Below are 17,204 nucleotides of genomic sequence, written 5' to 3'. Positions count from 1 at the left end.
AGATCAAGCAACACCAATCTGAATGATCAAACCATCCCCACCTGCTTCAACTCACTCTTCAGGTACGCATAGTAAATCGGCCCCGCCACCACCCCCGGCAGGCCGAACGCGGCCTCGAACACCAGCATCGCCAGCAGCAACTCCCACGACTTGGCACTGATCTGCCCACCAACGATGCGCGCGTTGAGAAAGTATTCGAGCTTGTGGATAACTATCAGGTAACCCAGCGCCGCCACAGCCACCCAGATCGACAACGACAAACCGACGATGGTAATCAGGGTGTTCGACATCAGGTTGCCGATCACTGGCAACAGGCCGAGCAGGAACGTCAGCACGATCAGGGTTTTGGTCAACGGCAGCTTGATACCGAACATCGGCAGCACCACCGCCAGGAAAATTCCGGTGAAGACAGTGTTGAGCAGGGAAATCTTGATCTGGGCGAACACGATGTTGCGAAACGCCTGGACCAGCAGGCTCAGACGTTCGAACAGCGCCGCAGCCAGCGGTTTGCGCTTGGTCAGGTCCGGCACACGCTGCAAGGCAATGATCGCACCCAGCACCATGCCGATCAGCAAGGTCACGAACATGTGCGCCGCGTCCTTGCCCACCAGTTGCAAATCACTGAGGTGTTTGCTGACCCACTCGCCAATCGCCACGCGGAACTCCGCGGCACTGGCCGGCAGGTAGGCGTCGATGAACGGTGGCAATTGCCCGCGTGCGCGGTCGACCACTCCCATGAACTTGTCGAGGGAGGCGCCGGGGTTTTCCGCTTCGTGCAACAGGAAGCTGAAGGCACCGGCAAAGATCAGCGACAGCACGCTGACAATCAATGTCCCCAGCAACGCCACCGCCAGCCAGCGCGCGCGCCGGCCTTCGATCAGCCGTTGCAGTTGCGGGGTGAGCATGTTGACCAGTTCGAACACCAGCAACCCGGCGAGCAGGCTGGGCAGCAACCGCAGCGGAATCACCAGCAGCAGTCCGCCAAAAATGATGACCCAGCTGATGACCAGCAAGACTTGACGCTGAGAAAACGTTGGCATACAGCCTCAAAATGGAACGGCGTAAAAAGGATTGGCAGTCTGCCAGCGATCCGGTGCGAGCACTAGGATTGTGTGGGGCGACCTTAGTGGGGCCTGGATGTTTTCAGTGTCTCGACAGGCCCCACATTTTTCAGCCCTATGTTTATTTTTTCTTCAGGCAATCACTCATGAACGCCTTGCGCTCTTCACCCTTGAGGGCCTTGGTCGCGGCGTCGGCGTTGCAGGTTTTCATCTTCTCTTGCTGCGGCGTCAAAGCCTTACCGGCATCGTTTGCCGCCGGTGTGGCCTTGAGGCAGGTGCTCATGAAAGCTTTGCGCTCGTCGCCCTTGAGGCTTTTAGCCGTAGCGTCGGCATTGCAGGTGGTCATCTTTTCCTGTTGGGCTGTGGCGGCGAAACCTTGGGAACAGAGCAGCAAACCGATCATCAACAAAGGGACACGCATCATCTTCATGGAGTTTTCTCCTGGTCGCCACACCGAGGGGCGCGGCCTTGTTCTGGAGTGTAGACAACCCCTGTTACACCTTCCTGTTCTCCAGATGGCTGCGGCGATACTGCTCCGGCGTACACCCGGCCTGGCGCTGGAACATCGCGATAAACGCCGAGCCGGTGCTGTAGCCCATGTCGAAGGCGATTTCCTGAATGCTGCGCTGGCTATCCAGCGCTTCGATCGCGGCCAGAAAACGCAGGCGCTGGCGCCACTCACCGAAACTCATGCCCAGTTCCCGCACGAACTGCCGCGCCAGGGTGCGCTCGCTGACATGGATGCGTGCAGCCCATTCCGACAGGGGCCGGTTATCCCCAGGCTCGGCCTGCAACGCTTCGAGAATTCCGAGCAATCCGGGGCTGCTGGCATAGGGCAGGTAGCACTCGTGCACCGGGGCCTGTTGCAGCTGGTCCACCAATACCTGGGCCAGACGCAGGTCGGCGGCCTGCTCGGGGATTTTCACGTCGCGGGCAGCGAAATCCTTGAGGATTGCCTTGAGGATGTCGCTGATGGCCAGGGTGCAGGCTCGCGGCGGCAGATCGGCGCAGACCTTGGGTGCCAGGCACACGGCGCGGTAGTTGACCGGTTGGTGGCTATAGAAACTGTGCTCGATCTGCGGCGGCACCCACACCGCGTATTGCGGTGGCGACATGAAGCGGCTGCCCTCGACGTCCATGTGCAGCACGCCGTGGGCAGCGTATTCCAGCGTGCCCCAGGGATGTCGATGGGGCGCGGCATATTCGTGGGCGTCGAAATCGGCGTAGCGGAAGTACACCGCCGACGGCAATTCGCTGAAATCCAGCAGGTCGATGTGTTTACTGCTCATGCTGTCCGTCATCAGGGGCCGGTTGTCTGGATCGGAGTATAGGCTTGCATCCAGACAAGCGGATAATTGCCCTTCATTAACGTTCTGGTTTTTCCCGATGCAATACGCTTATCCCCTGCTGGCCATTTTTATCTGGGCCGGCAACACCGTGATCACCAAAATGTCGGCCGGGGCGATCTTCCCCGCCGAGATCGGTTTCTACCGCTGGCTGCTGGCCGGGTTGCTGTTCACGCCCTTCATGCTCAAACCGGTGCTCGCCCATTGGCCGCTGATCCGCCCGAAACTGGGCAAGATCTTTGTCCTCGGTGTACTGGGCATGGCCGTTTATCAAAGCCTGGCGTACTTCGCCGCGAGCCTGACTTCGGCCACCAACATGGGCATCATCCTGTCGCTGATGCCGCTGATGTCACTCGCCATGGCGATCATCAGCCTCGGCCAGCGCCTGACCATGGGGGCCTTGGCCGGTGCGGTGCTGTCGTTCGCCGGTGTCCTGGTAGTGGTGTCGTCCGGCAGCCTTGGCACGTTGCTGGAGCACGGGGTCAACCTGGGCGACGCGATGATGCTGATCGCCACCCTGGCCTACGCGGTCTACAGCACCCTGTTGAAAAAATGGCAGCTGAAACTGCCGCCGCTGGTGCTCCTGTATTTGCAGGTGCTGGTGGCCGTGGTGGTGCTGTTTCCGCTGTTCCTCGCCTCACCGAAAGTCGGCCCGACCCTGCAAAACATTCCGCTGGTACTGTACGCCTGCCTGCTGGCTTCGATGGTCGCGCCGCTGGCGTGGATGCAGGCTGTGCTGCGTTTGGGGCCTAGCCGGACCACGCAGTTTTTCAATTTGCTGCCGCTGATTACCGCCTTGATTGCGGCGGCGGTGCTGCATGAGCAACTGGCGCTGTATCACTTGGTGGGCGGGGCGTTGACCTTGGGTGGGGTGATTGTTTCCGAGCGTTGGACGACGGTGTTGGGGCGCAGGGTTCGCGTTGCCTGATCCGGCGCTTTCGCGAGCAGGCTCGCTCCCACAGGTGTTGTGTCGACCCCCTCTGTTGCGAACGACCGAAAACCTGTGGGAGCGTGGCTTGCCCGCGATGAACGATAACCCGGTCTAAAGCCCCGCCGCATTCAACCGCGCCGCATGCTCGACAAACAACCGGATCGGCTCGGCCCCCTTGCCCACCAGCCCCAGCGACTGGTTGACGATATCGAAGTGATCCAGCGGATAGTCATCGCCAATCACCGTGCCCAGGTGCGAGCTGTAGCGCCCGACCATGCCGTCGCAATGCCCGGCTTCGCGGACGAAGGTTTTAGCGAACAGCCGGCAACTGCGGTTGGTGCCGTCCAACAGATTGCGCCCGCGATCGGTAATGCCCGGTTGCAAGGTGCCGGACCAGGAGTAATAGCGCACGCCGTTGACTTCTTCCGGCCCGTGACCGCCCCAGGTGTCGGGCAGGCCCTGTGGATAACGCTGGTTGAACAGCGCGACGCCAGCAGTGGTGAGGGAGTGATGGGACGCATGGATATCCACCGGCAGCTTCGGCCCGCGGTAACCGGTATCCAGCCACCCCATCAGCAGCCCGACCATCCGTAGCAAAAAGCTCAGCAAACGACCACGGACGCTGTCATGGGGATAATGCTCGTGCAGGTAATCGGCGAGCTCCGAACCGTGGTTCGGCCCCGCCACCGAGGTCACCGATGCCACCAGGTCCGGGCGTTTGGCCGCTGCATAACGGGCGGTCAGCGAACCCTGGCTATGGCCGATCAGGTTGACTTTGGCGGCCCCGGTTTCCTGCAGGATTTCATCGATACGCGCCAGCAATTGCTCGCCGCGCACTTCGTTCGAATTAAGCGGCGAGACCTGCACCGCGAACACCACCGCACCGCCACGGCGTAGCGCCTCGACGATCCCGTACCAGTACGGATAAAGCACCAAGCGGATGAACCCGAGCATTCCCGGGACCAGTACCAGCGGGTAGCGCGGGGCAGAACCTTGCGACATGGGTGGACATCCTTGTGGTCGGGCGGTGACGCAAGGCGGGATGCAAGACATCCGCCAAGCATCACCAGCGAAGATGACAACTCGACGACAAGTCTAGGTCATCCGCCCTACTTCAACCCCGCCACACCCGCCACGATCAGCCCGACCGAGACCAGCTTGATCACGCTCAGGCTTTCACCCAGCAGCGCGAAACCGAGAAACACCGTGCCCAGCGAACCGATGGCGGTCCAGATCGGGTACGCGATGCTCACCGGCAACTCGCGCATGGCCAGGGTCAGGAAGTAGATCCCGCCCACAGCGGCCACCACGGTGATCAACGAAGGCCAGAGCCGGGTGAAGCCCTCCGCGTACTTCATGCCCATGGCGAAGGTGACTTCGAACCCGGCGGCGACCAGCAGAAACAGCCAGGCCATCTAGAACTCCCCGGCCAGCGCCAACAGGCGCCGCTCAGCCTCGGCGGCAGATGTTTCAAAGCTGCGCTCGGCGGACTCTTCGCCCTCGGCAGCCACCACGGTGACGTCCGTGATGCCGATGAATCCGAGCACCGTGCGCAGTAGCGTGTCGGCATGGTTCATGGCTTCCAGCTCGCCGCCCGGGCCAAAACCGAAGCCGCCACGGCTGGTGATGATCAGGGCTTTTTTACCCTGCACCAAGGGTTGGTACTGGGCCACGCCATTGTCCAGGGTGTGATCGAAGGTCACCCCGACGCGCACGATCTGATCGATCCAGGCCTTGAGGCCGCTGGGTACGCTGAAGTTGTGCATCGGTGTGGATATCAGCAACACATCGTGGCCAAGCAGTTCGCCAACCAGTTCGTCGCTGAGCGCCAGGTCAGCCTGCATCGACAGCGGCCGAGCGGCGGGCTCGGGGTAAAACGCGGCGGCCACGAATGCCTCGTTGACCGGCGGAATCAGCGCCCGACCGACTTCGCGTCGGGTCAACTGTGAGTGTGGATGGCGGGCCTGCCAGGCCGACAGAAACACTTCGGCCAAACGCCGGGAGTGCGAACGGTCACCACGGGGGCTGGCGTGAACAGCAAGAATTCTACTCATCTGTCTCTCCTCAGGGCTAAACTCAAACGGCTTGTGACTTGCAGCTTGAAGCCCACCACCGTCCTCGTTCAAATGAGCAGAAATCAGTCTGGATGAATCCATTTCATCCATGGAGTGTTCAATGTTTGCCTCGTTGCCGTTGACCGCCCTGCGGGCCTTCGAATCCGCCTCACGCCTGCTGAGCTTCAAGGCCGCCGCCGAGGAACTGTCCGTCACCCCGACGGCGGTGTCCCACCAGATCCGCTCCCTGGAAAGTTGGCTCGGCGTGCCGTTGTTCGAGCGCCTGCCACGCCAGGTGCGCCTGACCGAATGCGGCGAACGGCTGTTCCACAGTCTGCATGGTGCATTTCTGGAAGTGGCGCAAAGCGTCGACACCTTGCGACCGCAACGCAGCGGCGCCAGCCTGACGATCTCCACCACCGCCGCGTTCGCCGCGCTGTGGCTTGTGCCAAGGCTGGGGCGCTTTTATGCCCGGCACCCGAACATCAATGTGCGCCTCGATACCCACTGCGAAGTCATCGATCTGCATCAGGACGCCAGTGTCGATCTGGTATTGCGATATAGCCTCGACGATTACCCGAATCTTTATGGCCTGTGCCTGTTTGATGAGTTCTTTGGCGTCTACGGCTCACCGGAGCAGGTGGCGCTGGCCGCGCGTCGTACACCAACTCTAATCAGTGTGAAATGGCACAACTCCAAACTCTATGCCCACGGCTGGGAGGCATGGTGTGCGAAGTCCGGGGAAACCTGGCTCAACCAGCAACCGGCAATCCGCGAATACGACGAAGAGCATTACGCGTTGCAAGCTGCGATTGCCGGGCAAGGCTTGGTGCTGGCGAGCAATATTCTGGTGTCGCAAAGCATCGCCAGCGGTGTGTTGCTGCCGTATCGGGGTGATGTTCAAGTGCAGGGCGCCGGCTACAGCGCACTGTGTGTACCGGGGCGCGAACGCCATCCATCGGTGCGGGCGTTTTTTGCGTGGTTGCAGGAAGAAGCGGCCCCCCCAGAGGCGTGACACGAACCGGATTAGCCTGCCGGAGATAGAGACGAGCGACCTGCATTTGTCTGTTGTAACCACCCTTCGCGGGCGCACCCACATCGACAGCTATCGCGAGATCATTCAGTACATTGGTGAAAAGGACTCCACCACCCGGCGTATATTCGAAGATATCCTGGCCAGGAAGAAGAGCATGCGGATGATATGGCGGATATTCTAAAAGGCTTGTGAAGCAAAACAAGCCTTGTCGCAAACAACTGCGACAAGGCTTTTTATTACCCGCCAACTACATACACCCCACATAAAGCCAACATCATCAAGTTACAAACACTCAGTAGACATTCATAACCAACCACTTATATTAAACACGCAGGCAAGACACCTGATCACATTTATAAAGGACTAAAAAAATGCACTTAGAGCAACGACTGGAATTCATTGACACCTTACCTTCCTTGCTGATGCCCTCGCCGCGAATCAGTACTTTTTCTGACGTTTCCACAACGCAGACCAGTAGTCCTGAGCACGACACCAACAAATCAACGGCAAGTGCCATGCCGGACACTATAAATGCTTTTCTCCCCGGCGTTACAACGCAGAACCTCGAGGACATCAATCTCTGCAAGCTAGTCATGCATAACGCAGCCTCTAGACGTTACCCTGACGACGCGCAACTCTTCGAATGGTACAAGTACTATGTCGACGGCTTGACCAAGTTTGGATGGGTCATTCAAAACAAGGACATCCAGGAAGTGACCATCAGGAAAACAGCGCTGACCATGGACCAGGTTGCGCTGGAAATTGCAGCAGGACTGATCGGTCCCAATGCGGCGACCATTCTGGCAAATGTGGCGCGGAAGGCCGTTGAAGCCGTACAAAAAAATGCGGGGGCAATCCAGGTTTTTGAACGCAACAAAAAAATCGGCACCCAAGCCAAATTCGATATGGCGCCCGTCTGGGTTGATAACAACGGGCAACCGAACATGATCCTCAACTGCATCTCTATGGATGTACGAGAAAGCGCTCGTGGTATTCTCTTCTGGAAATCGACCAGCCATTCCACCACCATAAAATCCGGCGCGGTACGCGCGTATCTGGACAGTAAAGTCTTCTCTGGTGTACGTGACGATCTTTATGCAAAATTCGGAGGAGCCGGAAAGAAATTTATTGTTGATCTCGATGACTTTGACGATTAACTATCTTCTGACGTGAATCGGCCAAAGTTACCGATTTAACCTTCAACATAGAAACCTCCACGCAGAGTCGATTATGAGCAACCCTACTTTTGATATTTACCTTGTCAACGGTAATATCACTGTTTTCTGCGGAACACATACTGAAGGCTTCAAAAGCGACATTTTAAACTCAAGCTTGCTTGCCGAACTTATGGCAGCAAGACAAAATAATGATCGCGGAGCGTCATGGACCACCTACACAAACACCATCGCGGCGACAGGCTGGATAACCAATAGCCGATCCATCCAGCGCTCTGAATTTGACAATTCAAGGCTGTTTGAACTGGTGACTGAAAGCACTCTTGGCGAACTGTCAAGCCATGACCAACTGGCACTCGTCAACGCTTTTACGAAGCTGAAGAAACTTCCACCCGACTCATTGGCCATCAAAACACTCATTCACAAACTTCAGGTCAACGCTGCTCCTGATGACCCGAAGGAACCGGAATCGATTGCAACGGCAGCCCTGTTGACGATCGTCCGCCAGGACAAGGCCATGGTAACCCTGCAAATGGCATTCATGACCACCGAGGGGATTACAATCGATATTCTCGACCAACCTGTGCTCAGCGCTATCCAGGACGGTAAAACCAACTTCAGGCTATTGCGTAGCGCGCTGGATGGACGCCAATACAACGAGGTTCGGGATATCGTCATAAAAAAACTTGGGCGCAAGATTGAAACCGAGTTGCTTCATGTTTAAACATCGGTCACCTGAGTTAACGCTCAAACGTTTCTGATGCCCATGCACTGCCGAGATGTCGGCAGTGCATGGGCATTTTTTGCAGATACAACTCAGTTCTTGACTGTTTTCGGCGCCTTGCCCGCCTTCATCTGCTCCAACAACGGTGCGCACTGGTTCGGCTCGCCGCCACTCGGCGCTACCAGCGCCAGCAACCCTGCCGCCGGTGCGGCGATCACGCCCAACGCGACCATCCCGGCTCCGCGTAGCATCAGCGGCACCGCTTTCACTCCCGCATCGGGCTTGATGAACTTGCCTCGTACGTATAGCGGCGAACGCAACGAAATCAAACGCCAGCCCTTTGATTCCGGGGTGATGGTCAGGTCCAGTTGTTCGGTCGCCATGTTCGCCGTGCCATCGATGTAGACGATTGCGTTCTCGGTGTCGAAGACGAACAACCGTGTGGTGGCCAGGCCGGACTGGATGCCGAAGTCGGCAGCGGCGCAGTTGATCTTCACTTCCTTGTCGCCAAAGATCTTGCCGACCACGTAGTTGCCGACATTCAGGCCCGCCAGTTCCATCAATTCGCGACTGATGGCGCCATCGTTGATCAGCATTTTCAGATTGCCATTGGCGCTGCCCAGCAGTTTGGCCACCGAATTGCCGCGGCCGCTGATATCGGCGTCGCCGTTGAGTTCGCCGAAACTGGTTTTCATCGGTTCAAAGCCGGGGAACAACTGCTTGAGCTTGAAGCCTCGTGCAGTGAGCCGGGCATGGCCCTCCAGTGGATCGGTGCGGCCGTTCAGGCGAATCTGCGCATTCAGACTGCCGCCGGCCACGCCGAAGCGTAGCGGCTCGAGGCTGAGCACGCCATCGGTGAGCACCAGATGGGTATAGAGGTCGTTGAACGGCAGTTTTTCGCTGTGCACGATGCGCTTGCCGGTGAACTCGACATCGGCGTCCATATCGCGCCAGCGATCGGTCTTGAACTCTTCGACCGGCAGCACTTTGTCCGCCGGTTGCTTGCTGTCACCGCCCCGGGCCTTCTGTTCGGCGTTGGAGTCGGCACCGATCAGCGGCGCCAGGTCAGCGAACAGCAATTGATTGGACAACAGCGAGCCGCTGAGCTTTGGCCGTGGCTGGCTGGCCACGTAGGTCAGATTGCCGTGGATATCACTTTCGCCGATCTTGCCGTTGAATTCTTCATAACGGAAAACCGCGCCACCCGCCTCGTGCAACTTGGCGATCAGACGGCCGTCGGTGGCATAGGGTGGCGTGTCCGGCAAGATCACGCCGGTCAGCGGGTAGAGGTTGCCCAGGCTGGTGCCGGCCAGTTTCAGGCGCAGATCCAGGGCGCCGAGGTTCAGCGGATCGGTCAGGGTGCCGGCCAGTTCAACGCTGGAATCGGCGATCTTCACCTGTGCCTGAAGCGGAAACGGCCGTGCCGCGTCCTGCAACGCCAACAGCCCGCCAATCTTGCCCTGGCCCGCGAGTTTCTGGCCTTGGTACTGGCCGTTGACCTTGAGGGCGAACGCATAGTCCTGGGGTGACGAGCCCTTTTCCTGCGCGGCTTTCGCCGCTTTGTCGCCGACGATATCGCTGAAGGGGATCGGCTTGCCCAAAGGATCGATCAGCACGTCGAGTTGAGTCTTCAGGCTTTGGTCGTCGAGGGTGACGTGACCCTTGTCGAAGCCGATCGCACCGATATCCACCACCCAGTTCGAAGGCTCGGCGTTCGGGTCCTTTGGGTCGAATTTGAAGGTCCAGTTGGCGCGCCCGTCAGCCAGGCGTTGCAGTTGGGCATTCGGCTCGGTGAGATCGATACGCGGGATCACTACCCGCTGCGCCAGCAATGCCAGGGGTGAAATACGCAGTTCCACCCGCTTGAGGGTGACCATCTGCGGCTGTTTCGACCAGTCGGGATTGCCCAGGCTCAAGTCTTCGGCCACCACATGAAGCCACGGTACCCAGGCGCGCCAGCCGCCTTCATCGGGCTCGGGCTGCCAGACCACCGACAGATTGCCGTTGATGGCGAAAGCGCGGTGCAGCTCTTCGGAAACTTTGGCGTTGAGCGGCGGTTTGATCCGGTTCCAGTCGAAGAACACGATGACCAGCACCAGCACCATCAACAAGGTAAGGAAAGTGGAAAGGGTCCAGACAAACGTCTTTTGAGTGCGCGTCATTGCACAGGGCTCCTGATACGACTGAGCGCCCCGACTGCGACGCACATGTGAAACGGTGAGCCGCAAACGGCCCGCCTTGAAGTCTACGACTGATAAAAGCCCGGCAGGTTTAATCGAAAGACCGATTTCGCCGAATTCACCCAGTCCAATACTGACCAGGCGGTCTACCTGCGTTACCGGACCTGCTCTTTTGCACAACACAGGTGGGTCGAAAATACCCACAAAAGTGCAAGACAACTCGCCGCAAACGCCCGGCCTAGGGCCTCCGCAGCAAACAATCAATTCCGTTGATTATTACCATTGCGTTTATGAACTTTCATATCGATTTATCGAGAGTAGCATTGCTCTCGTACCCACTTTTTCGCACCCCCGAGGAGCACAACGATCATGAAACGCCAACTACTGCTTAGCCTTACACTCTCGATGCTGGCCAGCACTGCCTTTGCCCTGCCAGCCGCTGACCAGGCCACCCCACAAGTGAAACAAAACCACTCGGTGTTCAGCCAGACCGTTGCCGCCGATGGTTCCGACCGTACCCCACAAGGCCAGACCCTTGCCGAAGGTGGCAATGATCGCCTGAAAGAAAAAGGCCTGATCACTCAGGATGGCTCGGACCGTACTCCACAGGGCCAAACCCTGGCTGCCGATGGTTCCGATCGTACCCCACAAGGCCAGACCCTCGCCGCTGATGGTTCCGATCGCACCCCACAAGGCCAGACCCTGGCTGCTGATGGCTCCGACCGTACTCCACAAGGCCAGACCCTTGCCGCCGACGGTTCGGATCGCACTCCACAAGGTCAAACCCTCGCTGAAGGCGGTGGTGACCGTGTAATCGAACGCAATAGCGCCGTGAGCTAAGCCTCATGGCCGCCTTGAAAAAAAGCCCAATCCCCGGATTGGGCTTTTGACTTTTCAGCGGTCCGCTTGATAGATGTCGCCCTTTCCCGCTTGATCCCCCCACAGTCATTCGACGCCGGCAAAGCCGATTTGCTAGAGTGCGCCGCGTCCCTGTCCAGAAAACGCCCTTGCGATGCTGCCCCGCGCCGAACAGAAACAACAAACCCGTAACGCCCTGATGGACGCTGCCCGGCGCCTGATGGATGGCGGCCGAGGATTCGGCAGCCTGAGCCTGCGCGAAGTCGCGAAAACCGCCGGGATCGTACCGACCGGTTTCTATCGGCATTTTGCCGACATGGATGAATTGGGCCTGGTGCTGGTCAGCGAAGTCGGCCAGACATTCCGCGAAACCATACGCCTGGTACGACACAACGAATTCGTGATGGGCGGCATCATCGATGCCTCGGTACGGATCTTTCTCGACGTGGTCAGCGCCAACCGTTCGCAGTTCCTGTTTCTCGCCCGCGAGCAATACGGTGGTTCGCTGCCGGTGCGCCAGGCCATCGGCCGTTTGCGTGAAAACATCAGCTCGGACCTGGCGGCGGATTTGTCACTGATGCCGAAACTGCAGCATCTGGACATCGCCGACCTCAGCGTCATGGCGGACCTGATCGTCAAGAGCGTGTTCGCGACCCTGCCAGACATCATCGATCCGCCAGCCGAGGCCTTGCCTGAGCACCTGACGCCCCAGGCGAAAATCACCCAGCAGTTGCGGTTCATCTTTATCGGCCTCAAGCATTGGCAAGGGCTTGGAAGTACCGAGTAACCTCCTGAGCAAGCCCATATCCCTGTGGGAGCGGCGGTGCAACGATTCGACTTGCTCGGGAAGGCGCCAGCATATTCAGCATTCATGTGACAGACACTCCGCTTTCGCGAGCAAGCCCGCTCCCACATTGAACCTTGCCGCCTCAACTTGGTGCGCAACTCAAAAACAACGCACCAACTTCAACCAAAAAACTCACTCCATCGATACCAATCCCACGTCTCCTTCAGCCATTTCCTACGCATCATGTCGATTGGCAAGCCCCTTGCTCTAGCCTGAGCATTGTCCATTGCTGGAAGCCTTCCGATGCTGGTGATTCATCGCAGAATCAACCCTCAACCCGTTTGGGCCACCGAACTGCACCTGACGTTCGAAGCCCGCAGCAAAAGCCGTTTGCGCTGTTTCAGTGCCGAAGGCGAAGACGTCGGGTTGTTTCTGGAGCGCGGCCAGCCGCCGTTGCATGACGGCGAATGCCTGCAAGCCGAAGACGGGCGAATCGTGCGTATCTGCGCCCGCCCCGAACAATTACTGCACGTCACCTGCGCCAATGCCTTTGAACTGACCCGCGCGGCCTATCACCTGGGTAACCGCCATGTCGCCCTGCAAGTCGGCGACGGCTGGTTGCGCCTGCTCGACGATTACGTGCTCAAGGCCATGCTCGAACAACTCGGTGCCGTTGCCGTGAACATCGAGGCGCCCTTCCAGCCGGAACACGGCGCCTACGGCGGTGGCCATCATCACTCGCGCCACGGCGATGAAGACTTCAACTACGCGCCGAAACTGCATCAGTTCGGCGTACGCACATGAACCCGGCCTGGGCGCTGTTGCGCCTGGCCAGTCCGCAATTGCCGATTGGCGGCTACAGCTACTCCCAGGGGCTGGAAATGGCTGTGGATAACGGCCGGGTTCACGACCCCGACAGTGCGCGACGCTGGATCAGCGATCAGTTGCTGCTGAATCTGGCACGCTTCGAAGCGCCGCTGCTGCTCGCCCATTGCGTGGCCGCCAGCGAGGAAAACTGGGAAGAATTGCTGCAGAGCTGCGAAGCGCATCGCGCCAGTCGCGAAACCCGCGAGCTGCATCAGGAGAGCCGGCAGATGGGCTACTCGTTGCAGCAATTGCTCAATGGTTTGCCGGAACTCGACGCGCCGGCCCGTGCCTTCCTCGAACAACGCAGCGAGCCACATCTGGCCCTGGGTTGGGCCTTGGCCGCGCGCGCCTGGCAGATCAGCCCGCAGGACGCCCTGGCCGCCTGGCTCTGGAGCTGGCTGGAAAACCAGTTGGCCGTGCTGATGAAGACCCTGCCCCTGGGTCAGCAAGCCGCCCAACGCCTGACCAGCGAACTGTTGCCGCTGCTTCAACAAGCCCAGCAGAACGCCACCCGAATCGATCCCGATCATTACGGCAGCGCCGCTTTCGGCCTGTCCCTGGCGTGTATGGCCCACGAGCGCCAGTACAGCCGCCTGTTCCGTTCCTAGGGCCTGTTATTTTGGAGAATCACATGAACGCACAACCCCTGCGCGTCGGCATCGGCGGCCCGGTCGGTTCCGGTAAAACCGCCCTGACCCTGGCCCTGTGCCTGGCCCTGCGCGAGCGTTACAACCTGGCCGTCGTGACCAACGACATCTACACCCGCGAAGACGCCGACTTCCTGGTGCGCAACGAAGCCCTGGCGCCTGAGCGCATCATCGGTGTGGAAACCGGTGGCTGCCCGCACACAGCCATCCGCGAAGACGCCTCGATCAACCTCGAAGCCGTGGATCAGCTCAACCGCCGCTTTCCGGGGCTGGACCTGATTCTCGTGGAGTCCGGTGGCGACAACCTCTCCGCGACCTTCAGCCCGGAACTGTCGGACCTGACGATCTACGTGATCGACGTTTCGGCCGGCGACAAGCTGCCGCGCAAGGGCGGCCCGGGAATCTGCAAATCCGACCTGCTGGTGATCAACAAGATCGACCTCGCGCCGCTGGTCGGTGCCTCGCTGGAGATGATGAACAGCGACACCCAGCGCATGCGCAACGGCAAGCCCTTTGTCTTCAGCAATCAGAAAACCGGCCTGGGTCTGGAAGAGATCATCGCCTTCATCGAACGCCAGGGTTTGCTGATCCCGGCCTGATCACGACTTATCAACAAGGAAGCTTATCCATGACACTCAAACGCATTCTCGGCGCCCTGGCCCTGCTGCTGGCCCCGACCCTCGCCTTCGCCCATCCGGGGCACGGCGACAACGGCTTGATCGCCGGTATCAGCCATCCGCTTGGCGGCCTCGATCACTTGCTGGCGATGCTCGCAGTCGGCCTGTGGGCAGCACAGCAGCAAGGTGCTGCGCGCTGGGCGCTGCCGTGCACCTTTGTCGGCACGATGTTGATTGGCGGGCTGTTGGGTTTTGAAGGATTGAACCTGCCGGCACTGGAGAGCGGGATTGCCGCCTCCGTGCTGGCTTTAGGGTTGGCGGTTGCCTTGGCCGTGCGTCCACCGTTGGTGATGGCGGTGGGTGCGACGGCGTTGTTTGCGCTGTTCCATGGCGTGGCCCATGGTCTTGAGTTGCCGGACATGTCGAGTCCCTGGACCTACGCCGCAGGCTTTGTCGCAGCGACGGCGGTGCTGCACGCGGCGGGATATGCGCTGGTGCGGGTGTTGCCGCAAGCGGCGGCACCGTTGGTGCGATTGGCGGGTGCGGCGTCGGCAGCAACCGGGGTGTGGTTGCTGGCGGGTTGATTCCTCACCGCCTGACCTGACCTCTTCGCGGGCAAGCCCGCTCCCACAGGTTTTTGTGGTGTGGTTACGATCGCATGTACACCGCGAGTCCCTGTGGGAGCGGGCTTGCCCGCGAAGGCGGCCTGACAGACACAGCCTCTCTCAGGTCAGCCTCTCTGCTAACATGTCGCGCAATCGCCCCTGCCGTGACGACGCCAGCCAATGCCGCCTGTTTCCCGCTCTGCCTCCCAGCCTGAATTGACCGCCCTGTTCGCCTCGGTGCAACAGCACTTCCTGAACGTCATCGTGCCACTCTGGCAAGGTCCGGGCTGGAACGCCGACATGGCGTTGCCCTACGAGGCGCTGGATGCCGAACACCGACCGCTGCCACCGCAACGCTACCGGGCCATGGCCTGTGCGCGGCAGTTGTATCTGTTTGCCAGCCTGATCGGTCAGGTGCCGGGCGCCGAAGAGCGTGCCGCCGCGTTGTTCCGCTCGTTGCAACGGCACTTCCACGATGCCGAGCACGGCGGCTGGTTCTACAGCGTCGACGCCCAAGGTGCGCCGCTGGATCAGCGCAAGGACCTCTACACCCACGCCTTCATCCTGTTCGCCTGCGCCCATTACTGGGACAAGGTCCGCGAGCCGCTGGTGGAGTCGGTGCTCAATGCCTCGCTGGAAGTGATTGCGCAGCGTTTCGCCACGGACGACGGTCTGTACGAAGCCACGCTCGAGCGCGACTGGTCGTCGCTGGACAGCGGCCCTTTGCAAAATCCGCTGATGCACCTGGCCGAAGCTTTCCTCGCCACCCTGTCAGTGCGTGAAGACCTCGACGTGCAACAGGCGCTCGTCAGGTTATGTACAGCCATGCACGCGCGCTTCATCGATCCGCAGTGCGGCGTGTTGATGGAAAAGCCGCTGGGGACTGTGGATAACTGGTTTGAACCGGGGCACCAGTTCGAGTGGTATTTCCTGCTGGAATCCTCGGCGCTGTTACGCAGTTCGACACTGCATGCCGATCTGGAACGGGCCTTCGCCTTTACCGAACAAGTGGGCGTCGATCAGCAGACTGGCGCCGTGCGGGCGATGCTCGACTTCGCAGCGGATGGCGGCGTGCGGGACGCCACGCAGCGTATCTGGGCCCAGGCCGAGTACCTGCGCGCGTTGACGCTGCGACCGGACAGCGGAGCGGCTGTACTGCGTCAATTGCAGGCATTGCAGCAGCGCTCGCTGCATGCCGCCGGCTGGTACGAATGCCGTGACGAGCACGGTGAAGTCAGCCGCCGCGACATGCCGTCGACCACGCCCTATCACCTGGCAACCTGTTATCGCGGATTGGCGGAATATCTCGCCACAAGGTGAAATCCAATCACTCAGTCCACTTGCGATCCCCGGTAAAGCTGATGGTCAGCCATCGCGCTGCATCCGGTTTACCGAGCTTCGCGGAAATCTCCTCGCGCAAACTGTCCAGTTGCCCCACACCGTCCAGCCAGTAGTCCTTCGGCAATACGATGTGAATCTCGATAAAACAGGCCCTGCCGTGTTTCTGCACGTAGGAAATGTAGTCGTCGAAACCATGCTCGACCTTCGCCACCTCCATCACCTGACGCACCTTGTCGTCCAGTTGATCCGGGACGATCCCCAGCACATCGCGCAAGGCCGGGCCGAGGATTTTGAACGCCGGGGGGAGCATGCCCAAGGCCAGCAGAATCAGGATCATCGGGTCGACATACACCGCCCACTTGTCGTAACCCTGAGTCTTGAGCAGCAGCGCGATCAGGAAACTCACCAGCAGTCCTGCCGACAGCATCGCGTCCACCAGCCAACTGATGTTGTCGAACTGGATCAGCGATGATTTGAGCGTGCGATTGCGATGGCGGACGTAGAAAAAATAAATCAGCTCAACGACGGTAAACACCGCCGCGTAGAGGATCACCAGACCGAGCTCGACCTCGCGGCCTCCACTGATGATGCCGAACACACCGTTGAGAAACGCATAAACGGCCACCAGGAATATGAAACAACCTTCGATCACCAGCACCATGGGCTCCAGGTGCCAGGAACCGAACTGGAAGCGTTGATTGCTTTCCTTGGCAATCAGCCGGGCGGTGATCAGCATCAGCACCTTGATGAAGGCCGCGATCAACGAAAAGAAGCCATCGAACAGGATCGATTGGGCGCCCGAAACAAACCCGGTGATGATCCCGGCGAATGTCACGGCGAGCATCAGGAAGGTCGATTGCTTGAGCAGCGACTGCTCGCCTCGATTACTCACTTGATCTCCTCTAATACCTCTAGACCGCCTGGTGTGGCGGGTTGCTTGAGGGAGGAGTCTAGCTGATGTCCGGTTTTGACCGC

The 17,204-nt window shown here is 59.6% G+C and carries 19 protein-coding genes and 1 pseudogene; 12 read left to right on the top strand and 8 right to left on the bottom strand.

Features of this window, described 5'->3' with window-relative positions; all coding sequences use genetic code 11:
• Window positions 1–26: 26 nt before the first annotated feature.
• The 3 genes from AC3IX1_RS02990 to AC3IX1_RS02980 form a co-directional block, all read right to left on the bottom strand.
• Window positions 27–1,040, bottom strand: a complete 1,014-nt coding sequence (locus AC3IX1_RS02990) for an AI-2E family transporter (protein ID WP_489387071.1) — start codon at window positions 1,038–1,040, stop codon at window positions 27–29.
• A 142-nt stretch (window positions 1,041–1,182) separates the two neighbouring features.
• The gene (locus AC3IX1_RS02985) at window positions 1,183–1,491 is read right to left on the bottom strand and encodes a PsiF family protein (protein ID WP_489387070.1); all 309 of its coding nucleotides are present in this window, start codon (window positions 1,489–1,491) and stop codon (window positions 1,183–1,185) included.
• A gap of 64 nt (window positions 1,492–1,555) precedes the next feature.
• Window positions 1,556–2,350 (bottom strand): AraC family transcriptional regulator, encoded by a 795-nt coding sequence (locus AC3IX1_RS02980; protein WP_489387069.1) that lies wholly within the window; start codon window positions 2,348–2,350, stop codon window positions 1,556–1,558.
• A gap of 97 nt (window positions 2,351–2,447) precedes the next feature.
• Here AC3IX1_RS02980 and AC3IX1_RS02975 point away from each other — a divergent pair, with 97 nt between their 5' ends.
• Window positions 2,448–3,335: a DMT family transporter gene (locus AC3IX1_RS02975; protein WP_489387068.1), complete on the top strand. Its 888-nt coding sequence runs from the start codon at window positions 2,448–2,450 to the stop codon at window positions 3,333–3,335.
• Window positions 3,336–3,449: 114 nt separating this feature from the next.
• Here AC3IX1_RS02975 and AC3IX1_RS02970 read toward each other — a convergent pair whose 3' ends face one another.
• The 3 genes from AC3IX1_RS02970 to AC3IX1_RS02960 all read right to left on the bottom strand — a co-directional run bounded on the left by AC3IX1_RS02970 (window position 3,450) and on the right by AC3IX1_RS02960 (window position 5,392).
• Complete coding sequence (locus tag AC3IX1_RS02970) at window positions 3,450–4,340, bottom strand: alpha/beta fold hydrolase (RefSeq protein ID WP_489387067.1); 891 nt, start codon at window positions 4,338–4,340, stop codon at window positions 3,450–3,452.
• Between the two features lie 107 nt (window positions 4,341–4,447).
• Window positions 4,448–4,753: a DMT family transporter gene (locus AC3IX1_RS02965; protein WP_095964730.1), complete on the bottom strand. Its 306-nt coding sequence runs from the start codon at window positions 4,751–4,753 to the stop codon at window positions 4,448–4,450.
• On the bottom strand, window positions 4,754–5,392 hold the full coding sequence (locus tag AC3IX1_RS02960) for an FMN-dependent NADH-azoreductase (protein ID WP_489387066.1): 639 nt from the start codon (window positions 5,390–5,392) through the stop codon (window positions 4,754–4,756).
• A gap of 109 nt (window positions 5,393–5,501) precedes the next feature.
• Between AC3IX1_RS02960 and AC3IX1_RS02955 the strand changes: the two genes are divergently transcribed.
• The 4 genes and pseudogenes from AC3IX1_RS02955 to AC3IX1_RS02940 all read left to right on the top strand — a co-directional run bounded on the left by AC3IX1_RS02955 (window position 5,502) and on the right by AC3IX1_RS02940 (window position 8,327).
• Window positions 5,502–6,407 (top strand): LysR substrate-binding domain-containing protein, encoded by a 906-nt coding sequence (locus AC3IX1_RS02955; RefSeq protein WP_489387065.1) that lies wholly within the window; start codon window positions 5,502–5,504, stop codon window positions 6,405–6,407.
• A gap of 73 nt (window positions 6,408–6,480) precedes the next feature.
• Window positions 6,481–6,620, top strand: a pseudogene (locus AC3IX1_RS02950) (ferritin-like domain-containing protein); the annotation flags it as partial.
• A 179-nt stretch (window positions 6,621–6,799) separates the two neighbouring features.
• Entirely contained in the window at window positions 6,800–7,585 is a 786-nt protein-coding gene (locus AC3IX1_RS02945) for a hypothetical protein (protein WP_489387064.1), read from the top strand.
• Between the two features lie 73 nt (window positions 7,586–7,658).
• Window positions 7,659–8,327 (top strand): hypothetical protein, encoded by a 669-nt coding sequence (locus AC3IX1_RS02940; protein WP_489387063.1) that lies wholly within the window; start codon window positions 7,659–7,661, stop codon window positions 8,325–8,327.
• A gap of 92 nt (window positions 8,328–8,419) precedes the next feature.
• Here AC3IX1_RS02940 and AC3IX1_RS02935 read toward each other — a convergent pair whose 3' ends face one another.
• On the bottom strand, window positions 8,420–10,489 hold the full coding sequence (locus AC3IX1_RS02935) for an AsmA family protein (protein ID WP_489387062.1): 2,070 nt from the start codon (window positions 10,487–10,489) through the stop codon (window positions 8,420–8,422).
• Window positions 10,490–10,876: 387 nt separating this feature from the next.
• Between AC3IX1_RS02935 and AC3IX1_RS02930 the strand changes: the two genes are divergently transcribed.
• The 7 genes from AC3IX1_RS02930 to AC3IX1_RS02900 all read left to right on the top strand — a co-directional run bounded on the left by AC3IX1_RS02930 (window position 10,877) and on the right by AC3IX1_RS02900 (window position 16,208).
• On the top strand, window positions 10,877–11,347 hold the full coding sequence (locus AC3IX1_RS02930; protein ID WP_489387061.1) for a hypothetical protein: 471 nt from the start codon (window positions 10,877–10,879) through the stop codon (window positions 11,345–11,347).
• Window positions 11,348–11,519: 172 nt separating this feature from the next.
• On the top strand, window positions 11,520–12,152 hold the full coding sequence (locus AC3IX1_RS02925) for a TetR family transcriptional regulator (RefSeq protein ID WP_008054031.1): 633 nt from the start codon (window positions 11,520–11,522) through the stop codon (window positions 12,150–12,152).
• A 303-nt stretch (window positions 12,153–12,455) separates the two neighbouring features.
• Window positions 12,456–12,956, top strand: coding sequence for an urease accessory protein UreE (ureE, locus tag AC3IX1_RS02920; RefSeq protein WP_489387060.1), 501 nt, complete (start codon window positions 12,456–12,458; stop codon window positions 12,954–12,956).
• A complete protein-coding gene (locus AC3IX1_RS02915) occupies window positions 12,953–13,627 on the top strand; it encodes an urease accessory protein UreF (protein ID WP_489387059.1) in 675 nt (224 codons plus the stop codon). The genes ureE and AC3IX1_RS02915 overlap by 4 nt, the downstream gene beginning before the upstream one ends.
• A gap of 23 nt (window positions 13,628–13,650) precedes the next feature.
• Complete coding sequence (gene ureG, locus AC3IX1_RS02910; RefSeq protein ID WP_489387058.1) at window positions 13,651–14,265, top strand: urease accessory protein UreG; 615 nt, start codon at window positions 13,651–13,653, stop codon at window positions 14,263–14,265.
• A 29-nt stretch (window positions 14,266–14,294) separates the two neighbouring features.
• Complete coding sequence (locus AC3IX1_RS02905) at window positions 14,295–14,867, top strand: HupE/UreJ family protein (RefSeq protein ID WP_489387057.1); 573 nt, start codon at window positions 14,295–14,297, stop codon at window positions 14,865–14,867.
• Between the two features lie 201 nt (window positions 14,868–15,068).
• Complete coding sequence (locus AC3IX1_RS02900; protein ID WP_489387056.1) at window positions 15,069–16,208, top strand: AGE family epimerase/isomerase; 1,140 nt, start codon at window positions 15,069–15,071, stop codon at window positions 16,206–16,208.
• A 7-nt stretch (window positions 16,209–16,215) separates the two neighbouring features.
• Here AC3IX1_RS02900 and AC3IX1_RS02895 read toward each other — a convergent pair whose 3' ends face one another.
• Window positions 16,216–17,121, bottom strand: a complete 906-nt coding sequence (locus AC3IX1_RS02895) for a cation diffusion facilitator family transporter (protein ID WP_489387055.1) — start codon at window positions 17,119–17,121, stop codon at window positions 16,216–16,218.
• Window positions 17,122–17,204 lie beyond the last annotated feature (83 nt).

It is taken from the genome of Pseudomonas sp. KH_046_2 (assembly GCF_057838985.1).
This window is presented reverse-complemented; position numbering and strand designations above follow the sequence as displayed.

Coding starts and splice junctions, on each gene's coding strand:
- AC3IX1_RS02905 (WP_489387057.1), top strand. CDS start 14,295: ATGACACTCAAACGCATTCTCGGCGCCCTGGCCCTGCTGCTGGCCCCG.
- AC3IX1_RS02965 (WP_095964730.1), bottom strand. CDS start 4,753: ATGGCCTGGCTGTTTCTGCTGGTCGCCGCCGGGTTCGAAGTCACCTTC.
- ureE (WP_489387060.1), top strand. CDS start 12,456: ATGCTGGTGATTCATCGCAGAATCAACCCTCAACCCGTTTGGGCCACC.
- AC3IX1_RS02900 (WP_489387056.1), top strand. CDS start 15,069: ATGCCGCCTGTTTCCCGCTCTGCCTCCCAGCCTGAATTGACCGCCCTG.
- AC3IX1_RS02990 (WP_489387071.1), bottom strand. CDS start 1,040: ATGCCAACGTTTTCTCAGCGTCAAGTCTTGCTGGTCATCAGCTGGGTC.
- AC3IX1_RS02945 (WP_489387064.1), top strand. CDS start 6,800: ATGCACTTAGAGCAACGACTGGAATTCATTGACACCTTACCTTCCTTG.
- AC3IX1_RS02980 (WP_489387069.1), bottom strand. CDS start 2,350: ATGAGCAGTAAACACATCGACCTGCTGGATTTCAGCGAATTGCCGTCG.
- AC3IX1_RS02975 (WP_489387068.1), top strand. CDS start 2,448: ATGCAATACGCTTATCCCCTGCTGGCCATTTTTATCTGGGCCGGCAAC.
- AC3IX1_RS02970 (WP_489387067.1), bottom strand. CDS start 4,340: ATGTCGCAAGGTTCTGCCCCGCGCTACCCGCTGGTACTGGTCCCGGGA.
- ureG (WP_489387058.1), top strand. CDS start 13,651: ATGAACGCACAACCCCTGCGCGTCGGCATCGGCGGCCCGGTCGGTTCC.
- AC3IX1_RS02915 (WP_489387059.1), top strand. CDS start 12,953: ATGAACCCGGCCTGGGCGCTGTTGCGCCTGGCCAGTCCGCAATTGCCG.
- AC3IX1_RS02955 (WP_489387065.1), top strand. CDS start 5,502: ATGGAGTGTTCAATGTTTGCCTCGTTGCCGTTGACCGCCCTGCGGGCC.
- AC3IX1_RS02985 (WP_489387070.1), bottom strand. CDS start 1,491: ATGAAGATGATGCGTGTCCCTTTGTTGATGATCGGTTTGCTGCTCTGT.
- AC3IX1_RS02930 (WP_489387061.1), top strand. CDS start 10,877: ATGAAACGCCAACTACTGCTTAGCCTTACACTCTCGATGCTGGCCAGC.
- AC3IX1_RS02935 (WP_489387062.1), bottom strand. CDS start 10,489: ATGACGCGCACTCAAAAGACGTTTGTCTGGACCCTTTCCACTTTCCTT.
- AC3IX1_RS02940 (WP_489387063.1), top strand. CDS start 7,659: ATGAGCAACCCTACTTTTGATATTTACCTTGTCAACGGTAATATCACT.
- AC3IX1_RS02960 (WP_489387066.1), bottom strand. CDS start 5,392: ATGAGTAGAATTCTTGCTGTTCACGCCAGCCCCCGTGGTGACCGTTCG.
- AC3IX1_RS02925 (WP_008054031.1), top strand. CDS start 11,520: ATGCTGCCCCGCGCCGAACAGAAACAACAAACCCGTAACGCCCTGATG.